Origin of the sequence: Pseudomonas sp. UMAB-08 (assembly GCF_900095225.1) — a bacterium.
In the GTDB taxonomy this organism is placed as follows: domain Bacteria; phylum Pseudomonadota; class Gammaproteobacteria; order Pseudomonadales; family Pseudomonadaceae; genus Aquipseudomonas.
Map to the genome: position 1 here is coordinate 218,897 of NZ_LT607415.1, position 16,267 is coordinate 235,163.

Genomic DNA, 16,267 nt, shown 5'->3' on the forward strand with positions numbered 1-16,267 from the left:
TATCTTGCCAAAGGGTGACGTTCAGCCGATAAAGTTCACGTGCCAGCCGACACTAAGCGTCCTGAAAACGACTTGCACGTAGCTTTTTGCCATTATTCAGGCGCCAGAGGCTTGTGCTGAGTCGGGTCCGTTGCGAATCTGCATGATTCCAGGATGGCTTAATGAATGGCCTGAACGCCTTTTGGTATTCGAACGGGGATTGAGCGCTATGATTTCGGCCGTGCAAGCACGTTTTGCCAACCTCGGGATGGCGAAAAAATTGGGGGTGGGTTTTATCCTCGTATTGCTGCTGACCGCCCTGGTCGCTGCCATTGGCGTTTGGTCGCTGCAGAGCATCAGCCTGCGTTTCAATGGCCTCAAGCAAATGTCGACCCTCAATAGTGGCCTGCTCAAGGTGCGCTCGCAGGAGCAGGATTACGCCCTGCACAGCGACCCGAAAGTGGCGGATGATGTGCGTGCGGGCGTCGACGCATTGCAGGCCCTGGCTGAGCAGCTCAAGGGTGAGTCGGCCGCTAATCAGACCATGATGAGCCAAGTGCAAACTGCGCTCACGGCCTACCGAAAATCCTTCGATCAATTTGTCGAGATCAGTCAGAGCAAGGACCTTTCCCTGGAAATGGCCAGTTGGTCGGTGTCCAGCGTGGCTAATAATCTGGATGTATTGCAAGCCGGGCTGGCCGATGACGGCACCTACGCGCTGAAGGACTCCCAGGGTCAGCAGGGTGCCGAGTTCATTGCGCAAGCCAATCAGGTCAGCCAGGTGTCACGGTTGATGTTGCAGGCGATGGATGAAGCGCGGGTGCGTCTGGACCAGAGTCGTAAAACAGGCTCGGGTGAGACCCCCAAAGAAGGCAAGATCGAACAGGCTGACCAGGCACTGGCGTTGGCCGAACAGCTCAAAGGCGTGGTCAAGGACTCCGGTTACCTGACCGTACTGGGCGAAGTCGGCACGCACATTGGCAACTTTACCGAAAAACTCACCGAATACACCGGTCTGCTTGCCAACGAAGCGCAGGTCTATCAGCAGCTTGCCGACAATGCCAAACAGGTCGTGCAGCGGGTCAACGAGGCCTATAGCGCCGAAGATCAGGCAATGCAGGCGGAGCTCAAAGCCAGCTCGCTGCTGATTATCGGCTCCTCGATGCTGGCGTTATTGGTCGGTTTGATCGCCGCTTGGGTCATTACTCGCCTGATCGTGGCACCGTTGCGCAGCGTGATCCGCGTCGCCCAGCAAATTGCGTCCGGCGATTTGAGCGCGACGGTGGAGGTCAAACGCCGCGATGAAATCGGCCAATTGATGCTGGCCATGCAGCAGATGGGCGCGGGTCTGAGCGGCATTGTCAGCGGCCTGCAAGCCGGTATCGAGCAATTGGCGACATCGGCTCATTCGCTGTCGGCAGTCACCGAACAGACCAACCTGGAGGTCAGTAGCCAGCGGGAAGAAACCGAGCAGGTCGCCACGGCCATGAATCAGATGACGGCGACGGTGCATGACGTGGCACGCAATGCTGAGGAGGCCGCACAGGCCGCACAGACGGCCGACGACAAAGTCGAAAGCGGTCAGCAGGTCGTTCGCCAGAGCATGCAACGAATCGAAGCGCTTGCCAGCTCCGCCAGCTCCGCCAGCCACAGCATTGAGAACCTCAGTGCCGAGATCCAGAACATTGGCAAAGTCTTGGGTGTGATCAAGAGCGTCGCCGAGCAAACCAACCTGCTGGCGCTGAATGCCGCTATTGAGGCCGCGAGGGCCGGGGAGCAGGGACGGGGTTTTGCGGTGGTCGCCGATGAGGTACGCGCGCTGGCCAAACGGACTCAGCAATCAACCGAAGAAATCGAGCGACTGGTCGGCAGCCTGCAGAGCGGGGCGCAGTCGTCCGTGGCGCAGATTAAAAACAGCGGCGAATTGGTGAAAATGGCCGTCAGCGATGCGTGGCAGACCGAAAGTGCCCTGGGCAGCATCGCCGTCGCCGTGTCCTTGATCCAGCAAATGAACCAGCAGATCGCCGCCGCTGCCGAGCAGCAAAGTTCGGTCGCCGAAGAGATCAATCGCAGCGTCACCAGCATCCGTGCCAGTGCCGATCAATCAGCCCTTGCGATGCAGGGGAATGCGGCGTCAAGTATCGAGCTGGCGCAATTGGGGACTGAACTGAAAGGCATGGTCGGACACTTCCGGCTTTAAATAGGCGAAGGGTTGATGTGGAACACCTGATACGGAAAACCTGAGTTACCGCATCAGCCCTTACGGCTATTCAGGATCATCAACGTCAGCACCCCGGCCACAATCCCCCAGAATGCCGAACCGATGGAGAACAGTGTCAGGCCTGATGCGGTGACCATAAAGGTGATCAGCGCTGCCTCACGCTCCTTGGGTTCGTTCATGGCGACGGTCAGGCCATTCATGATCGAACTAAACAGGGCCAGCGCGGCAATCGATAACACCAACTCTTTAGGCAAGGCCGCAAACAACGCCGCCACGGTTGCGCCAAAGACGCCAGCGATGGCATAAAAAACGCCGCACCAGACCGCAGCGGTGTAGCGCTTGTCACGGTCTTCGTGGGCATGCGGGCCGGTGCAGATGGCGGCGCTGATCGCGGCCAGGTTGATGCCGTGCGAGCCAAACGGCGCCAGTAGCAACGATGCAATGCCGGTAACCGAGATCAGCGGGGAGGCCGGTACGGTGTAGCCATCGGCGCGTAGAACAGCGATGCCGGGCATGTTTTGCGAGGTCATTGCCACCACGAACAGCGGGATACCAATACTGATGGTCGCCGCCAGCGAGAACGACGGTGTGGTCCACACAGGTGTCGCCACTTCCAGCGCAAAGCCACTGAAATCAAGAAGTCCCAGTAAGCCCGATATCACCGTGCCGGCAATCAGCGCTGCAAGGACCGCGTAGCGCGGTGACACGCGCTTGATCAGCAGATAGCTGAAAAACATGCACAGCACCAGGCCAGTACGGTGTTGCGCGGCGACGAAAATTTCACTGCCGATCTTGAATAAAATCCCCGCCAACAACGCCGCTGCGAGTGACGCAGGTATGCGCTTGACCAGCCGCTCGAAACTGCCGGTAACGCCGCACAGGGTGACCAGTACCGCGCACGTGATGAAGGCCCCGATGGCTTCGCCGTACGACACACCGCCCAGGCTGGTGACCAGCAGCGCTGCGCCGGGCGTCGACCAGGCGACGGTGATGGGTGTGCGGTAGCGCAGAGACAGGCCAATGCTGCAAATCGCCATGCCGATAAACAGGGCCCAGATCCAGGAAGAAATCTGGGCGCTGGTCAAGCCCGCGGCTTGCCCTGCCTGAAACATCAGGACCAATGAACTGGTGCAGCCAGTCATCATCGCAATAAAGCCCGCGACCACGGCAGCAGGCGAGCTGTCGGCCAATGGCCGCAGGCGGGTAGGAGTGATGGCGTCGGTCATGTGGGTTTTCCTTAACGGTGTCCAGTCAAGCCACAAGCCTAAACGCAGTCGTTACCCGGTGTTGCAATACAGCAATCGTCACAATTAGCCGTACAGTCGCAATTGATAGCGTCGAATGCGTCAGCTGTATCACTCGGAGGTTAGAGGCTCGGCAGGGATTATCACCCCTGTCTGACGGGCTTGCCCCAGCGCTTTGTTCACGGCCAGCCAACCATCAACCGCCGCTTCGCCCGCTTCGGCAAACACCCGTTGCAGCAGCTCCACCTGTTCGTGACGCAGGGCCTGCTCGAATGCAATGCCTTCTTCCGTCAGGCCCAGCAAGCGTTTGCGCTTATCGACGTCAGGCGCGACGCTGTGCACCATGCTCATGTCGATCAATTGGCGCAAGGGTGTATTGAGTGCCTGCTTGCTGACACCGAGCACCGTCAGCAACTCTTTCACGCTCAAACCCGGATAGCGGGCGATGAAAAATACGATGCGTTGGTGCACGCGACTGAGGCCGCGTTGCGCGAGCATTTCGTCGGCTTTGGCGGTGAACGCCTGATAGCCGAAAAAGAAGGCTTCCATCGCCGATTGCTGAGTTATTTTATTTTTAAGGTCAATCATATTGACGTATCTAGGCCCGGTATCGTAATTTCGGTCAAGCAGTTTGACGTATTTCTATTTAACTCCGCTACGGGTGACCTCCATGGCTTTCTCCGAACGTGTCTCGCGCCTTAAAAGTTCTTTGATTCGTGAAATTCTGGCTGCGGCCCAACGTCCGGAAGTGATGTCGTTCGCCGGTGGGCTGCCCGCAGAAGCCATGCTGCCCTGCGTTGAGTGGGCTGACATGCCACTGGCTATGGGTCAGTACGGCATGAGCGAAGGAGAGCCCGCTTTGCGCGAAGCACTGGCCGCTGAAGCCCGCGCCTTGGGCGTGCCGTGCGAAGCCAGCCAGGTGCTGATTGTCAGCGGCTCGCAGCAGACCCTCGACCTGGCGGCCAAGCTGTATATCGACAAGGGCACCGAGATCCTCCTCGAAGCACCGACTTACCTGGCCGCCCTGCAGATTTTTCAGCTGTTCGGTGCCGATTGCATCACCGTGCCCTTGCAGGCCGATGGCCCGGACCTGGTCGCTATGCGCCAGCGTCTTGAGCAGCACAAGCCTGCGTTCGCTTACCTGATTCCGACCTTTCAGAATCCGTCAGCCGTACGCTACAGCGAAGCCCGTCGCGATGCCGTGGCGGCCTTGCTTGATGAGTTCGATGTCACCCTGATCGAAGACGAACCCTATCGCGAACTGAATTTCGACGGCGGCAGCGCGACCCCTATCGTCAGCCGCCTGAAAAAGGCCAGCTGGATCTATACCGGTACGATGTCCAAAACTCTGCTGCCTGGGCTGCGCGTGGGTTACCTGATCGCGACGCCGGACTTGTTTCCGCACTTGCTGCGGCTGAAACAATCGGCCGATCTGCACACCAACCGGATGGGTCAATGGCAGGCTCTGCAATGGATAGGTACCGAGCATTACCGCAATCATTTGGCGGAATTGCGCGACTTCTATCGTGTGCGTCGTGATGCTTTCGAGGCAGCCCTGCAAGAGCACTTCAGCGATCTGGCCGATTGGAATAGCCCGCAGGGCGGCCTGTTTTTCTGGTTGACCCTTAAAACGCCTTTGGACACCCGTTCTCTGCTCAAACCCGCGCTGGCCCAGGATGTGGCGTTTATGCCGGGTGAGCCGTTTTTCGCCGATCCGGACGCCAACCCCGGTTATCTGCGATTGAACTTCAGTCATATCGACCCCCAGCGTCTGGGGGAGGGTCTCAAGCGGCTGGCCGCAGTGGTTCGCCAGGCACAGGTCGCTGAAGCGGCGTGATGCATTTATGAATACGCAGCAAGGGAGAAGGGTGATGTACACAGTTTACGGCGACTACAACTCAGGCAATTGCTACAAGATCAAATTGATGCTCAACCTGTTGGGCATCGAGTACCAATGGGTGGCAGTGGACATCCTCAACGGTGAAACCCAGACCCCCGCGTTTTTGGCAAAGAATCCCAACGGCAAGATCCCGGTCCTGGAGCTTGAGGATGGTACTTGCCTGTGGGAATCCAATGCGATTCTCAACTTTCTGGCCGACGGCAGCGCCTATCTGCCCAGCGAACCGCGCTTGCGCACGCAGGTATTGCAGTGGCAGTTTTTCGAACAGTACAGCCATGAACCTTGTATCGCGGTGGCTCGCTTCATCCAGTTTTACCTCGGGCTACCGGAAGAGCGCCTGGCGGAATACCACACCATGCAAAAAGCGGGATACCGAGCGCTCGCTGTCATGGAACAGCAACTCAAGCGCACGCCGTTCCTGGTAGGAGAAACCTTCTCTATTGCTGACATCGCGCTTTATGCCTACACCCACGTCGCTTACCAGGGCGGGTTCGACCTTGCCCCGTACCCGGCGATCCAGCAATGGCTGGGCCGAGTGGCCGAGCAACCGGGCTATATAGGGATGCTGGATTAATCTGAGCCTGGGTTGAAAACAAAAAAACCGGTCTGCAACGAGCGACCGGTTTTTTAATGTCTGGAGTTTTCGGTGGCGATATAGGCCTTTGTCTGGGCATTGATGCTGTTCTAGTCTGCGCGGCTGTTTGGCTCGAGCTGAACGTTATTTCTGGAGGAAGGAGTGTTGACTATGCGTTATTTGATAACGGCCGCCATGGCGATGGGGCTTGGGTGGACAAATGTGCAGGTTGTGTTAGCTGACGACTGCAATGCGAATCAGGCAGCCATGAACGCGTGTGCGGGCACTGACTTGTCCAGACTTGATGCGGACCTGAACACCCAATACCAGGCGCAAATGGCTTACTTGAACACGTCGACGCAAAAGCAGGCGCTCAAGGACGCGCAGCGCAAGTGGGTCGCGTTTCGTGATGCCGATTGTCTGTATCAAGTGGGCAAGCCAGAGGACTCTGGCTCGATCTGGCCGTTGCTTCAGTCGCAGTGTCTGGCTGCACATACCCAATTGCGAGTGGAACAGTTGAAAGCCTACGTGGCCTGTCGGGCTGAAGGTTGCCCGAAATAAGCCTCCACAGGCTGGCCTGCGAAGGCTCCAGCGCAGTGCGTCTCAAGCCTCGGCTTCAGACCGCCGCGAAGCGCTGCTGCAAGTAGTCGATGATGACCTTGGATTCATACATCCATACGGTCTTGCCGCCTTCTTCGATGCGCAGGCACGGTACTTTGATCTTGCCGCCTTCGGTGAGCAGGGTCTGGCGATCGACTTCGTTGTTTTTCGCATCACGCAAGGCCACGGGAACGTTCAGGCGGCGCAAGGTGCGACGGGTCTTTACGCAGAACGGGCAGGCGTTGAACTGATACAAGGTCAGGTCTTGAGCCGACAGATCGACGGAGGCCTGGGCGGCAGGCGTGCGCTTTTTCTTGCTTGGGCGAGTCAGGAAATCAATGAAAATGATGAGTTGGCCCAGACCAACCCTTAATGCCTTGATGAACACGGTGACGCCTCGCAGTAGGGGGATGAAACGGAGGTGAGATCGCTCAGGCGCCGCAGACAAGAAATCTGGACGGCCCCTGCACAGCGAATCACTTGATCAAGCTGAGAAATTCACTGCGGGTCGCCGCATTTTCGCGGAATTCACCGAGCATCACCGAGGTGATCATCGACGAGTTCTGTTTCTCGACGCCGCGCATCATCATGCACATATGCTTGGCTTCAATGACAACTGCGACACCCAGAGCACCGGTCACTTGCTGAATCGCATCGGCGATCTGGCGGCTGAGGTTTTCCTGGATTTGCAGGCGGCGGGCATACATGTCGACGATCCGCGCGACTTTCGACAGGCCGAGTACTTTACCGTTCGGGATGTAAGCGACATGAGCCTTGCCGATAAAAGGCAGCAAATGGTGTTCGCACAACGAGTACAACTCGATGTCCTTGACCATGACCATTTCACTGTTGTCGGAGCTGAAGAGGGCACCGTTGGTGACTTCTTCGAGACTTTGCTCATAGCCTCGACATAGATACTGCATGGCTTTGGCAGCACGTTTTGGCGTATCGATCAAACCTTCGCGGGACACGTCCTCGCCGAGCTGACCCAGTATCGCGGTGTAATTCTGTTCCAGTGTCACAGGGCTGTTTTTCCGTACGGGTTTCAGGGCGGTACATTGTGTGTCTGTACCAGATGTGTACCAATCAGGCTTGTTTCGAGCTTTCCGAGTTCGCGCCAGTCGGTGCTGGCGTTTATCCATCGGGCGTACGTGGATAGTAACATTTGCACGCTACGGCCGAGCTGATTGGCGATGAATGCAGGGTCCATGCCCGCCATGAGGCACATGGTAGCGTAGGTGTGACAGCAGTTGCACGGTCGACGCGATCTGAACGCCGACGGCAAAGAGCCCGGCGTCAGGCCGGGCTCGGCTGTGTCACTGCCTAGTCGTGGCTGTGAAAAAAATGCGGCTTGCTTACATGCTGCGCTATTTGCCGGTAGGTGCCGTCGTCGGTTGCCGCCAGAAGCTTCCTGCCATCTTTTAACGTTGCCAAAAACGTCACTTCCTTTTCCTCGCTGGCCAGCATGAAACCTGCTGCGGCGCCTACGGGCCCCAACACCAACCCGCCGGCTAATCCAAAGCCGATAGCGTCTGCGGTTTTTTTATTTGACGCTTCGCTGGCTATTTCCAGGGCTTTTATCGCAGAAACCGAAATCTTGATGCCGGGCCAGGGGTAAAGGGGCGTCGTGAGCGTAATTGAGCCGGAACGGTATTCGCCATCACCTTGAAGAAAATCACCCGCTAGCGCTTTGATTTTGGCCATGTGGAATCCTCCTTAAGTGCCACTGCAAAAAATATTCAATGCCTTGCAGTGGCATGCGTCAATCCTGGCGGGATGGAAGACAGTGCCGTCAGTCTGCTTTGGACGCAGGCGTCTGGTGCCTGTCAGGCACGGGATGGATTGTTGATAAAACTCAATACCGCTCCAGCCTCGGGGCGTAAAACCACAATAGCAGTGGGAAGCTCGCTGCCAGATGCGAGAAATCAATGAGTCCATAAAAACGCGAGGAACCGCCATGAACGATTTAAGTCTACGCCAGGATATTTTGGATGAGCTTGAATTCCAGCCTAACATCGATGCCGTCCACATCGGTGTAGCCGTAGAGAACGGCGTCGTGACACTGACAGGTCATGTCCCAAACTATGCACAGAAAATCGCGGCAGAGCGGGCCGTCAAGAGCGTCAAGGGTGTTCGAGCCATTGCCGAGGAAATCGAAGTGCGTTTTCCGAGCGACTTCGTCGTCGCGGACGACACCATCGCCTCCAGGACGCTGGATGTCATCAGTTGGAACACCGAAGTTCCGGATGACCGGATCAAGGTCAGGGTTCAGGCGGGCTGGGTAACGCTGGAAGGCGAAGTGGACTGGCAATTCCAGAAAGAAGCCACTGAACGTGCAGTGCGCAAACTGTCCGGTGTGAAGGGCGTCACCAATCTGCTCACGCTCAAAGCACGGGTAAATGCTGCGGACGTTCAACGCAAGATTGAAGATGCACTGAAGCGCAATGCTGCCGTCGAGGCTCACGGTATTCACGTCAAAGTCACTGGCGGCACCGTGAGACTCGAAGGCAAGGTTCATCTCTGGCTTGAACGCCAGGCAGCTGAACAGGCGGCATGGTCCGTCCCTGGCGTGTACAAAGTTGAAGATAAGCTAACGATTGGTTGATGCTCGGGGGCCAGACGACGCTCTCCCTGTTCGTCCGGCCCCACGCTATCGAAAGGAGTACGTTAATGAGCGAGAGAAGGCGAGAGCATCTTCGGCGTATTGCACTGGAGTTAGAGACGCTGCGCGCGAGCATTCATCAGCTAAAGGCGGAAGAAGACGCCGGTTCCGAGCGTTTGCCCGGCAATAACACGGTTAATCGCCGTCACGCGCTTGAACACGCTTTTGAGGATTTGCGCGACTCCATCAATCACATGGAGGAAGTCTTGGCGACCCTGGCCGAGGCCACGGGGGAAGTTTAAAGCCGCCTTCAGCCACCAGGCATTTACCTAACCTTTACAGTCATCGGTTGGCGATACGCGTGCCGTTGATGTCTGAAGTATCAGGTAATAAATACCTGTCGTGAAGAGAGTGAATGTATGGTGAGTCGAGTAGTGAAACTGGCGATTGTGGTGGCGGTATTGTCGTCCATGTCAGGCTGTTTCTTTGGACCTTGGCATGACGGTCATGGACACGGTCACCGTTACTATGAGGGTGACCGGCGTTGATTGGATCGGATCTGATTCAGTCAGGCTGTGACACTCCAACAGCCTGACAGGTCCGCACTCACTGAAGGCTGCGACTCAAGGCGTTATTCGTCGCGGCCTTCCATCATGGTTCGTTTGAGCATGACGTAAACGGCGCCCGCGCCGCCGTGTTTAGCCAGGCAAGAGGCAAAGCCCAGCACCTGCGAATGCTGGCGCAGCCATGTGTTGACGTGGCTTTTGATCATCGGGCGTTTACCATCCAGGCGCACCGCCTTGCCATGAGTCACGCGCACGCAACGAACTTCCAGCTTGGTCGCTTCGGCCAAAAATTCCCAGAGTGTTTCCCGCGCGACTTCGACGCTCATGCCGTGCAGGTCCAGGCCACCCTCGAAACTGATCTGCCCGAGTTTAAGCTTGCGCATCTGACCTTCCTGGACGCCATCACGAGCCCAGCTCAACACGTCCTCAGGGCCAACGTCGATCACGAATTGGTCTGACAGGCCATCTATGGTCACCGAGTCAGTGCGCACAGTGGCAGCCTGACGCAGTTTGGCCAGGTGCTTGCGGTCGGCTTTGGGTTTGCCAACGTCTGCGTGATCGTGCTTGATCGGCTTTACGCCGCGGATCTCGTTTTTAAACAGGGAAAAATCGTCGTCTTGCATCTAAGCCTCCGCGCAGGAGGGCTAGTTTACCTGCGTCACGCCTTGCTCGGCGTGACTAAAACGTTATTGCTGTGCCCGGCTGCGTTCCCAGTGAGCGATACGAAGCGGTTTTGTGAGCCTCAGTCGTGCTTTTTCATCAGGTGCGGCGCCATGTTCAGCTCACTGGGCCGACGCAAGCGTCGGCGGCAGCGACGCCATATCGAGACGCCGACATACAGCAGGAACAACCCGATTGCCACCACGAGGCTCGCTCCGCCCGCGCTGGCATTGAGCTCGCCCAGTGCCGGCGGGTGACCGATCAGGCTAGCAATACCGGCCATCACCAGTAAGACGCCACTGGTGGCCAACAGTGCTGCAAATGCGGCGCCGAAGCGCATCCGCCAGTTGCGTGGGCCTTTTGGGCGCAAGCGACGAGCATCGAAACCATCGGATATCTTCATTCCGATTTCCTCTCAGGGTATCGGCGCTCTGACCAGTATATGACCTGGTGGTTCCCGTTTTGGCGGGAATCAAGGGCTGCGGGGGTGATTAATGGATGGGCGGTTACATCACGTTCGTCACCTTGGCAGAGGTAACGCAGGTGTTTTTCAGGAACTGCCGAAGCGATGAGGCCGGGTCAGTTCCTGATGAATCAAGCCGGAGTCAGATCAAATCCTTGGTCAGTGCGAGCGTGGCGAAGTTGTCCGCCATGATCGCCATCTCGGTCTGATGAACCATTTTGGCGCTGATCACGCCCTGCTTGCTGGGCAAGTCGCGGGTTGCGCAGGCGTCTTCCACCAAGGTGCAGCGATAACCATAGTCTTTGGCTGCGCGTACGGTGGTGCTGATGCTTGAGTGACTCATGAAGCCGCACACGATCAGGTCCAGAGGCCCCAGGCGTTGCAACAGATCGTGCAGGCCGGTGCCGTGGAAGGCGTTTGGCAGGAGCTTCTCGACGACCGGCTCTTCTCCTTGAGGCAGGAGCTGGGGTAGGAACTTGCCGCGCTCACCTTGCGGATCGAACAGACCGCCCACGGTGCCAAGATGGCGCACATGCACGATAGGTCGACCTGCGGCACGGGCAGCGTCCACCAGTTGGCAGATATTGGCCACGGCCTCATCAATGCCTGTCAGTGCCAGCGGACCACTGACGTACTCCTTCTGCGCATCGATAATGATCAGGCTGGCATTGCTCAGATTAGCCGGCGCGTAACCACGGCCACTGAGTTGAAACATCGTTTTTGGGTCGGACATCTGGGGCTCCTGGATGTGGGGCTTTTGTGACATTGTCCTCTGGCTGAGCGGTTCTGTGAATGGCAACGATTGGAAGTGGCGTGGTTACTGGGCTGCAAGCCATCGGACTGTTTGCGATTCATGTCATTTTGCCTTCAAAGTGGCTTCGAAGGCATCGCAGGTCGCCAGCTGTCGAGGGGGCGATCAATCGTCTTCAGGGCATCGTTTGTTCAGGCCATGGCTGATAGAATCGCCCGTCGTTTTTTCAAGGAGCATGCCCCCGTGATCACTTCCCGCCTGCGCACCCTGCGCGACCATATCCGTTGGGCTGTCAGCCGTTTCCATGGGGAAGATCTGTTTTTTGGTCACGGCACCGACAATGCCTGGGACGAAGCCCGTCAGTTGGTGCTGGGTGCGGTGCATCTGCCGTGGGAAATTGCCGACAGCTACCTGGATTGCCGTCTGGAGGACGACGAGCTGGTTAATCTGCAACGCTTGCTCAAACGCCGCATCGACGAACGCATCCCAACCGCTTACCTGCTGGGGGAAGCGTGGTTCTGTAGCCTGTCGTTCATCGTGGACGAAAGGGTTCTGATCCCTCGCTCACCGATTGGTGAACTGATCGAAAAACGTTTCGAGCCGTGGCTGCCAGTAGATCCGGCACGGATTCTCGACCTGTGCACGGGCTCCGGTTGTATCGGCATTGCCTGTGCATTTGAGTTCCCCAACGCTGAAGTGGTATTGGCCGACCTTTCTTTCGAAGCGCTGGAAGTGGCGAATCAGAACATCGAGCGTCACGGCGTGGATGAGCGCGTCTACACCGTGCAAGGTGATGGTTTCGACGGTTTGCCGGGGCAGCGTTTCGACCTGATCGTCTCCAACCCGCCTTATGTCGATGCCGAAGATTTCGCCGACATGCCGGATGAATATCAACATGAGCCGGAGCTGGCGCTGGCCTGTGGCGACGACGGACTGAACCTGGTGCGACGCATGCTCAGTCAGGCGGCGGATCATTTGACCGAGAAGGGCTTGCTGATCATCGAAGTCGGCAACAGCCAGATCCATGTCGAGGCGCTGTACCCGGAAGTCGACTTCGCCTGGCTGGAGTTCGAGCGGGGAGGGCATGGCGTGTTCATGTTATCGGCCGAGCAATGCCGCGAACATCAAGCGTTGTTCGCTTCACGGGTTTGATCGTAATGAGGGGGGCGTGATACGGCGCCTTCGAGAAAGTGAGAACCCCGGTAAGTTTAGATTTATCGGGGCATCGTCGACCTCAATCCCCAAGTATCTGACGGTGCTTTCAAGTTTCATGTGACCCAGCAGGAGTTGGACTGCCCTTAGATTCTTCGTTCTACGATAGATCAGGGAGACCTTCGTTCGCCGCAGCGTGTGGGTGCCGTATATGGCTGGGTCAAGACCAATGTTTGTTACCCAGGCTTTGACTATTCGAGCGTATTGCCTGGTGGAGATGATCTGAGCCGTGGATCCGGCTCTGAAACAGGCAGTCCTCGTTAGTGGTTTTCATGGCTTGTCCTCCATCTTGAGGGAGGACAAGCATGGATCAGTTGCGGTACACGGTCGCTAACCGGCCAAAAGCGGCTCCTCGACATCCGCGCTTACGGTCTGCCAAAGTATCAACCGCATGCCTCGCCCCTCGCAAAAGAGACCTTCATGATCCGGCCAGCTCAAGCAAAAGATGAGCCTGCTATCAGACATTGCGCTGAACAGGCCTATGCTCGCTATGTTCCCGAAATAGGTCGCAAACCCGCTCCAATGACTGCCGATTTTACGGCGCAGATCGCGGCAGGCATCGTCTACGTGGCGACGGATGAAGACGCCACCTTCCAGGGTTTCGTGGTGTTTTATGCCCAGGAGGAACATGTCCTTCTGGAAAATGTGGCCGTCCTGCCCAGCGCAGCTGGACGTGGGGTAGGTAAATCACTGATCAGCTTCTGTGAAAACGCCGGCCGACAGCTCGGAATGAATGCGGTGCATCTTTATACCAACGAGATGATGACCGACAACCTCTCGATTTACCCCAAGCTTGGGTATGTTCAAGTGTCGCTACGCACCGAGCACGGTTTCAAGCGCGTCTATTTCGAAAAAAGCTTGGTCTCATGAAGCTTGACGGTGCATTACGTCCAGCTAATTGCGACCGAGCCGTAGCGTTGGGTTATAGGACCGCTAGGGTAGCAATCGACCCAAAGTGGACGGCGGACGGAGCGATAGCAAATGAGTAGCTATGCTTGGTCTACTGCTGGACTTGATTGAGCAGATTGGGTTTTCCGTCCATGGTGTATAAACCCCTTCAGCGGTCACCCGACTGTCACAATGTCCGGCCTAGTCAGGGATAGGCGACAGATTAAGGAATGTTATCCACCAAGCCCGTGAAGGCGTTATCACCCCACTTGGGGGCTATTAGGGTTAGGCCCAAAAGGAGTCCGCCATGACCGTAGTCGATCGCCTCAGGTATTTGCGCGTCGTTCTAGTTTTGGCTGGCCTCGCGTGCCTTGCTCTCTACCCACTTATGTTGTTCTGGCCGTCCGGCTGGGCCTGGCACGTCGGTCACTCGGACTACCCGATGATGATCGTTGGCATCTACGCCACACTTGGCGTGTTCTTGATCCTGGCCGCACGTGATCCATTAGCCAATCTGAGCCTAATCTGGTTCACCGTGTGGTCTAGCGCCGTACACGGGGGAATCATGGCCGTCCAGGCAGTCACCCAGCCGGGGCAAATGGGGCACGTGGCAGGTGACGTGCCGGCGCTCTTCATCGTGGCGGTTGCCTTGGCCATCTTGACGCCCCGCTCGCAATTGGCCGCTAGGCCCCGGACACACAATGGGGCCTAAGAGCAGGTTTGACTGTCAGGGTCGGGACGAAAATCGCGTTTCTGCGCAAATTTTTGCGTCTGCTGACAACCAACGCCGACAGATTTTACGTAGCAACGCAGTCTTCAAGACTGTGCCCGCGTTTTTTCACAGCCTGGGGCGTTTTCTGCCTGTCACGACTGACCTATAAAGGGTCGGCTCCGGTCATTCGTCACGCTAGCTGGAAGCATCGCGCAAGAGATGACGACCGTGGTCGCACAACCCCAGAAACAACGAAGCCCAGCACTAGTCTGGGCTTTTTCGTGTCAGGATTTCCGAAACCCTAGGTTGCCGCGGCCCTCAACCGAGCCTACTACAGGAGCTGTCTACCGCTGATCAATTTCGATCTTCTGAGTCGGGTCAGGGCTGTATTTTTGACGTTTCAGCTGCGGATCACCCGAGGCTAGACAAAAGAAAAATATCTCTGCTTCCCCACAGCCACCGTGTAGAGCGCATTCGCTCGCCTGCATATGGTCGAGGAGGATTTCCCTTTCCAGGGACACACAAAACGCGTTTGCCTCCTTCAAAGCTTGCCCTTTCGCGGAGGCAGGACCACCGAAAGGAACACGCGTTGAAATCGTGTAGGTGTCTGGGCCAACTTTTATGGGGCCAGAGTCAGCACATCCCGCCAACATCACCACCGCCAAAGCTCCTACGAACAATTTCATATCGTTCCCTCGTTAAGACTTGGCGAGACTTTATCACCAACGAGGGAGCAGCACGAAAGCCGCGTAGGAGTGGGGATCTTCAGGTTCGTGGTCAGCTCTCTATCCAGGTGGAATGTCGACTCCGAGTAACGGCAATCGGCCGTTCTCTGCCGGTCGTCACTACGGCGCCTGCTGGTCAAGTCCATGCAATTACGCAATCTGACGCACCACCACCGATAGCAACACACAAATCGCAACCTGGTTTTCTGTGCGACAGCGCGGCGTCGAAGGCTCGGTGGGGCCTCTTGACGCAAGGGAAGCCTAACGGTGCGTAGCGATCCAGATCAGTAGCCCAGCCTGGAATACCGCGAACGCCACCAGGCAAGCGATGGTGAAGCGCAAGCTGCTGTCTTCGCGTTTGAACCGGGTGACGGCCTCATCCTGCTTGCGCAGTTTGACGTCTTGCTCCTGCAAGTTCTGTTCTGCTTGTTGGAGCATATTGGCGGCGTCGAGAATCTCGACCATCTGGACTTTTTCGCTGTTCCAGGTATTAAGCAGTTCGCCGACGTTCACCGCTTTGACGCTGCCCTTCATGTGTTGGGCATCCTCGTACGTAACGTCGAAGCCCTGAGTGCGCAGGAAGTTATCCCGGCGCAGGCGCGTGTCTTCGTTAAGGGCGTCTTTACTGGCGAGTGCACTTTCGTCGATCTGGTAGTGCGACCATCTTTTTTGTGCCCAGTGAATGCCCTGAGCCATCAGAAAGCGCCCGAGACCACGATTCCACGGTTCTATCTGCAACCCCGGCTCGGGGCTGAAACGCACCCGATGAGTGGCATGATCGACCCAGACGTCCAGGTGATTTTGCTCTTTGCGTACGCGTTGCGCAGGTAATTGGACGTCCATGCGCAACAGGCTGTGTTCTCTATCGTGGCGCTCGGCACGGCCAAACTGCACGAAGCGCAATGGGCGGCCACCGGTGGCCCGGTCGGTCGGCAGTGGCGCCAGACGCAGCATTTGAAAATGTTCCGGTTGAACGTCCGCCCACGGCAAGCTCGCAGGATCCGGCGCAACGGCTGCGTTTTCGGCTTCAACTTCAGCGTCGGGTGTGGCTTGAGTGTCGGTCATGTCAGCAATCCTGTGGCCCAGGCACCAAGCAGCAAACTCAGTGCCAGCCATCCGCTATCGGCCGTTTTTTACAGGACTGAAGGCGATTGGCCGGTTTGGTTTACA

Annotated in this window: 19 protein-coding genes and 3 pseudogenes; 10 read left to right on the plus strand and 12 right to left on the minus strand. The window is 57.1% G+C overall.

Going from position 1 to position 16,267, the window contains the following annotated elements; translation table 11 throughout:
- Positions 1-1,141: 1,141 nt before the first annotated feature.
- Positions 1,142-1,318 (plus strand): annotated as a pseudogene (locus K0F75_RS26150) (HAMP domain-containing protein); the annotation flags it as partial.
- Positions 1,316-2,179: a methyl-accepting chemotaxis protein gene (locus K0F75_RS26155; protein WP_374028600.1), complete on the plus strand. Its 864-nt coding sequence runs from the start codon at positions 1,316-1,318 to the stop codon at positions 2,177-2,179. The pseudogene K0F75_RS26150 and the gene K0F75_RS26155, both read left to right, overlap by 3 nt.
- A 53-nt stretch (positions 2,180-2,232) precedes the next feature.
- On the opposite strand, the gene K0F75_RS04070 is transcribed toward K0F75_RS26155, so the two are convergent.
- Positions 2,233-3,426: a benzoate/H(+) symporter BenE family transporter gene (locus tag K0F75_RS04070; RefSeq protein WP_219060569.1), complete on the minus strand. Its 1,194-nt coding sequence runs from the start codon at positions 3,424-3,426 to the stop codon at positions 2,233-2,235.
- A gap of 129 nt (positions 3,427-3,555) precedes the next feature.
- Positions 3,556-4,032, minus strand: a complete 477-nt coding sequence (locus tag K0F75_RS04075) for a MarR family transcriptional regulator (protein WP_219060570.1) — start codon at positions 4,030-4,032, stop codon at positions 3,556-3,558.
- 82 nt (positions 4,033-4,114) lie between these two features.
- On the opposite strand from K0F75_RS04075, the gene K0F75_RS04080 reads away from it, so the two are divergent.
- From K0F75_RS04080 to K0F75_RS04090, 3 genes are all read left to right on the plus strand, one after another.
- Positions 4,115-5,281: a PLP-dependent aminotransferase family protein gene (locus K0F75_RS04080; RefSeq protein WP_219060571.1), complete on the plus strand. Its 1,167-nt coding sequence runs from the start codon at positions 4,115-4,117 to the stop codon at positions 5,279-5,281.
- Between the two features lie 34 nt (positions 5,282-5,315).
- The gene (locus K0F75_RS04085) at positions 5,316-5,918 is read left to right on the plus strand and encodes a glutathione S-transferase family protein (protein WP_219060572.1); all 603 of its coding nucleotides are present in this window, start codon (positions 5,316-5,318) and stop codon (positions 5,916-5,918) included.
- A gap of 171 nt (positions 5,919-6,089) precedes the next feature.
- Entirely contained in the window at positions 6,090-6,479 is a 390-nt protein-coding gene (locus K0F75_RS04090) for a lysozyme inhibitor LprI family protein (protein ID WP_219060573.1), read from the plus strand.
- Positions 6,480-6,534: 55 nt separating this feature from the next.
- On the opposite strand, the gene K0F75_RS04095 is transcribed toward K0F75_RS04090, so the two are convergent.
- The 4 genes and pseudogenes from K0F75_RS04095 to K0F75_RS04105 form a co-directional block, all read right to left on the minus strand.
- The gene (locus K0F75_RS04095) at positions 6,535-6,906 is read right to left on the minus strand and encodes a glutathione S-transferase N-terminal domain-containing protein (RefSeq protein WP_219060574.1); all 372 of its coding nucleotides are present in this window, start codon (positions 6,904-6,906) and stop codon (positions 6,535-6,537) included.
- A gap of 88 nt (positions 6,907-6,994) precedes the next feature.
- Positions 6,995-7,540, minus strand: coding sequence for a GTP cyclohydrolase I FolE (gene folE / locus K0F75_RS04100; RefSeq protein WP_219060575.1), 546 nt, complete (start codon positions 7,538-7,540; stop codon positions 6,995-6,997).
- 23 nt (positions 7,541-7,563) lie between these two features.
- Positions 7,564-7,788 (minus strand): annotated as a pseudogene (locus tag K0F75_RS25580) (site-specific integrase); the annotation flags it as partial.
- A gap of 53 nt (positions 7,789-7,841) precedes the next feature.
- Positions 7,842-8,222 carry a hypothetical protein gene (locus K0F75_RS04105; protein ID WP_219060576.1) on the minus strand — a complete coding sequence of 127 codons (381 nt, stop codon included), beginning with the start codon at positions 8,220-8,222 and terminating at the stop codon, positions 7,842-7,844.
- A 253-nt stretch (positions 8,223-8,475) separates the two neighbouring features.
- On the opposite strand from K0F75_RS04105, the gene K0F75_RS04110 reads away from it, so the two are divergent.
- On the plus strand, positions 8,476-9,123 hold the full coding sequence (locus K0F75_RS04110; protein ID WP_219060577.1) for a BON domain-containing protein: 648 nt from the start codon (positions 8,476-8,478) through the stop codon (positions 9,121-9,123).
- 65 nt (positions 9,124-9,188) lie between these two features.
- Positions 9,189-9,422: a hypothetical protein gene (locus tag K0F75_RS04115; RefSeq protein ID WP_219060578.1), complete on the plus strand. Its 234-nt coding sequence runs from the start codon at positions 9,189-9,191 to the stop codon at positions 9,420-9,422.
- Between the two features lie 329 nt (positions 9,423-9,751).
- Here K0F75_RS04115 and K0F75_RS04120 read toward each other — a convergent pair whose 3' ends face one another.
- The 3 genes from K0F75_RS04120 to K0F75_RS04130 form a co-directional block, all read right to left on the minus strand.
- Complete coding sequence (locus K0F75_RS04120) at positions 9,752-10,309, minus strand: Smr/MutS family protein (RefSeq protein ID WP_219060579.1); 558 nt, start codon at positions 10,307-10,309, stop codon at positions 9,752-9,754.
- Between the two features lie 119 nt (positions 10,310-10,428).
- The gene (locus tag K0F75_RS04125; RefSeq protein WP_219060580.1) at positions 10,429-10,749 is read right to left on the minus strand and encodes a hypothetical protein; all 321 of its coding nucleotides are present in this window, start codon (positions 10,747-10,749) and stop codon (positions 10,429-10,431) included.
- A gap of 202 nt (positions 10,750-10,951) precedes the next feature.
- Positions 10,952-11,542, minus strand: coding sequence for a cysteine hydrolase family protein (locus K0F75_RS04130; protein WP_219060581.1), 591 nt, complete (start codon positions 11,540-11,542; stop codon positions 10,952-10,954).
- Between the two features lie 261 nt (positions 11,543-11,803).
- Here K0F75_RS04130 and prmB point away from each other — a divergent pair, with 261 nt between their 5' ends.
- Complete coding sequence (gene prmB, locus K0F75_RS04135) at positions 11,804-12,712, plus strand: 50S ribosomal protein L3 N(5)-glutamine methyltransferase (protein WP_219060582.1); 909 nt, start codon at positions 11,804-11,806, stop codon at positions 12,710-12,712.
- Here the strand turns inward: prmB and K0F75_RS04140 are convergent.
- Positions 12,701-13,034 (minus strand): annotated as a pseudogene (locus tag K0F75_RS04140) (tyrosine-type recombinase/integrase); the annotation flags it as partial. The gene prmB and the pseudogene K0F75_RS04140 sit on opposite strands and share 12 nt — an antisense overlap.
- A 158-nt stretch (positions 13,035-13,192) precedes the next feature.
- Between K0F75_RS04140 and K0F75_RS04145 the strand changes: the two are divergent.
- Positions 13,193-13,642, plus strand: a complete 450-nt coding sequence (locus K0F75_RS04145) for a GNAT family N-acetyltransferase (RefSeq protein WP_219060583.1) — start codon at positions 13,193-13,195, stop codon at positions 13,640-13,642.
- Between the two features lie 325 nt (positions 13,643-13,967).
- On the plus strand, positions 13,968-14,372 hold the full coding sequence (locus tag K0F75_RS04150; protein WP_219060584.1) for a DUF6632 domain-containing protein: 405 nt from the start codon (positions 13,968-13,970) through the stop codon (positions 14,370-14,372).
- Between the two features lie 344 nt (positions 14,373-14,716).
- On the opposite strand, the gene K0F75_RS04155 is transcribed toward K0F75_RS04150, so the two are convergent.
- Positions 14,717-15,058 carry a hypothetical protein gene (locus tag K0F75_RS04155; RefSeq protein WP_219060585.1) on the minus strand — a complete coding sequence of 114 codons (342 nt, stop codon included), beginning with the start codon at positions 15,056-15,058 and terminating at the stop codon, positions 14,717-14,719.
- A gap of 300 nt (positions 15,059-15,358) precedes the next feature.
- Positions 15,359-16,162, minus strand: coding sequence for a hypothetical protein (locus K0F75_RS04160; protein WP_219060586.1), 804 nt, complete (start codon positions 16,160-16,162; stop codon positions 15,359-15,361).
- Between the last annotated feature and the right edge of the window lie 105 nt (positions 16,163-16,267).

What these genes read in the sequence shown, in the direction of transcription:
- K0F75_RS26155 (WP_374028600.1), top strand. Translation starts at nt 1,316, where the DNA reads ATGGGCGCGGGTCTGAGCGGCATTGTCAGCGGCCTGCAAGCCGGTATC.
- K0F75_RS04070 (WP_219060569.1), bottom strand. Translation starts at nt 3,426, where the DNA reads ATGACCGACGCCATCACTCCTACCCGCCTGCGGCCATTGGCCGACAGC.
- K0F75_RS04075 (WP_219060570.1), bottom strand. Translation starts at nt 4,032, where the DNA reads ATGATTGACCTTAAAAATAAAATAACTCAGCAATCGGCGATGGAAGCC.
- K0F75_RS04080 (WP_219060571.1), top strand. Translation starts at nt 4,115, where the DNA reads ATGGCTTTCTCCGAACGTGTCTCGCGCCTTAAAAGTTCTTTGATTCGT.
- K0F75_RS04085 (WP_219060572.1), top strand. Translation starts at nt 5,316, where the DNA reads ATGTACACAGTTTACGGCGACTACAACTCAGGCAATTGCTACAAGATC.
- K0F75_RS04090 (WP_219060573.1), top strand. Translation starts at nt 6,090, where the DNA reads ATGCGTTATTTGATAACGGCCGCCATGGCGATGGGGCTTGGGTGGACA.
- K0F75_RS04105 (WP_219060576.1), bottom strand. Translation starts at nt 8,222, where the DNA reads ATGGCCAAAATCAAAGCGCTAGCGGGTGATTTTCTTCAAGGTGATGGC.
- K0F75_RS04110 (WP_219060577.1), top strand. Translation starts at nt 8,476, where the DNA reads ATGAACGATTTAAGTCTACGCCAGGATATTTTGGATGAGCTTGAATTC.
- K0F75_RS04115 (WP_219060578.1), top strand. Translation starts at nt 9,189, where the DNA reads ATGAGCGAGAGAAGGCGAGAGCATCTTCGGCGTATTGCACTGGAGTTA.
- K0F75_RS04120 (WP_219060579.1), bottom strand. Translation starts at nt 10,309, where the DNA reads ATGCAAGACGACGATTTTTCCCTGTTTAAAAACGAGATCCGCGGCGTA.
- K0F75_RS04125 (WP_219060580.1), bottom strand. Translation starts at nt 10,749, where the DNA reads ATGAAGATATCCGATGGTTTCGATGCTCGTCGCTTGCGCCCAAAAGGC.
- K0F75_RS04130 (WP_219060581.1), bottom strand. Translation starts at nt 11,542, where the DNA reads ATGTCCGACCCAAAAACGATGTTTCAACTCAGTGGCCGTGGTTACGCG.
- K0F75_RS04145 (WP_219060583.1), top strand. Translation starts at nt 13,193, where the DNA reads ATGATCCGGCCAGCTCAAGCAAAAGATGAGCCTGCTATCAGACATTGC.
- K0F75_RS04150 (WP_219060584.1), top strand. Translation starts at nt 13,968, where the DNA reads ATGACCGTAGTCGATCGCCTCAGGTATTTGCGCGTCGTTCTAGTTTTG.
- K0F75_RS04155 (WP_219060585.1), bottom strand. Translation starts at nt 15,058, where the DNA reads ATGAAATTGTTCGTAGGAGCTTTGGCGGTGGTGATGTTGGCGGGATGT.
- K0F75_RS04160 (WP_219060586.1), bottom strand. Translation starts at nt 16,162, where the DNA reads ATGACCGACACTCAAGCCACACCCGACGCTGAAGTTGAAGCCGAAAAC.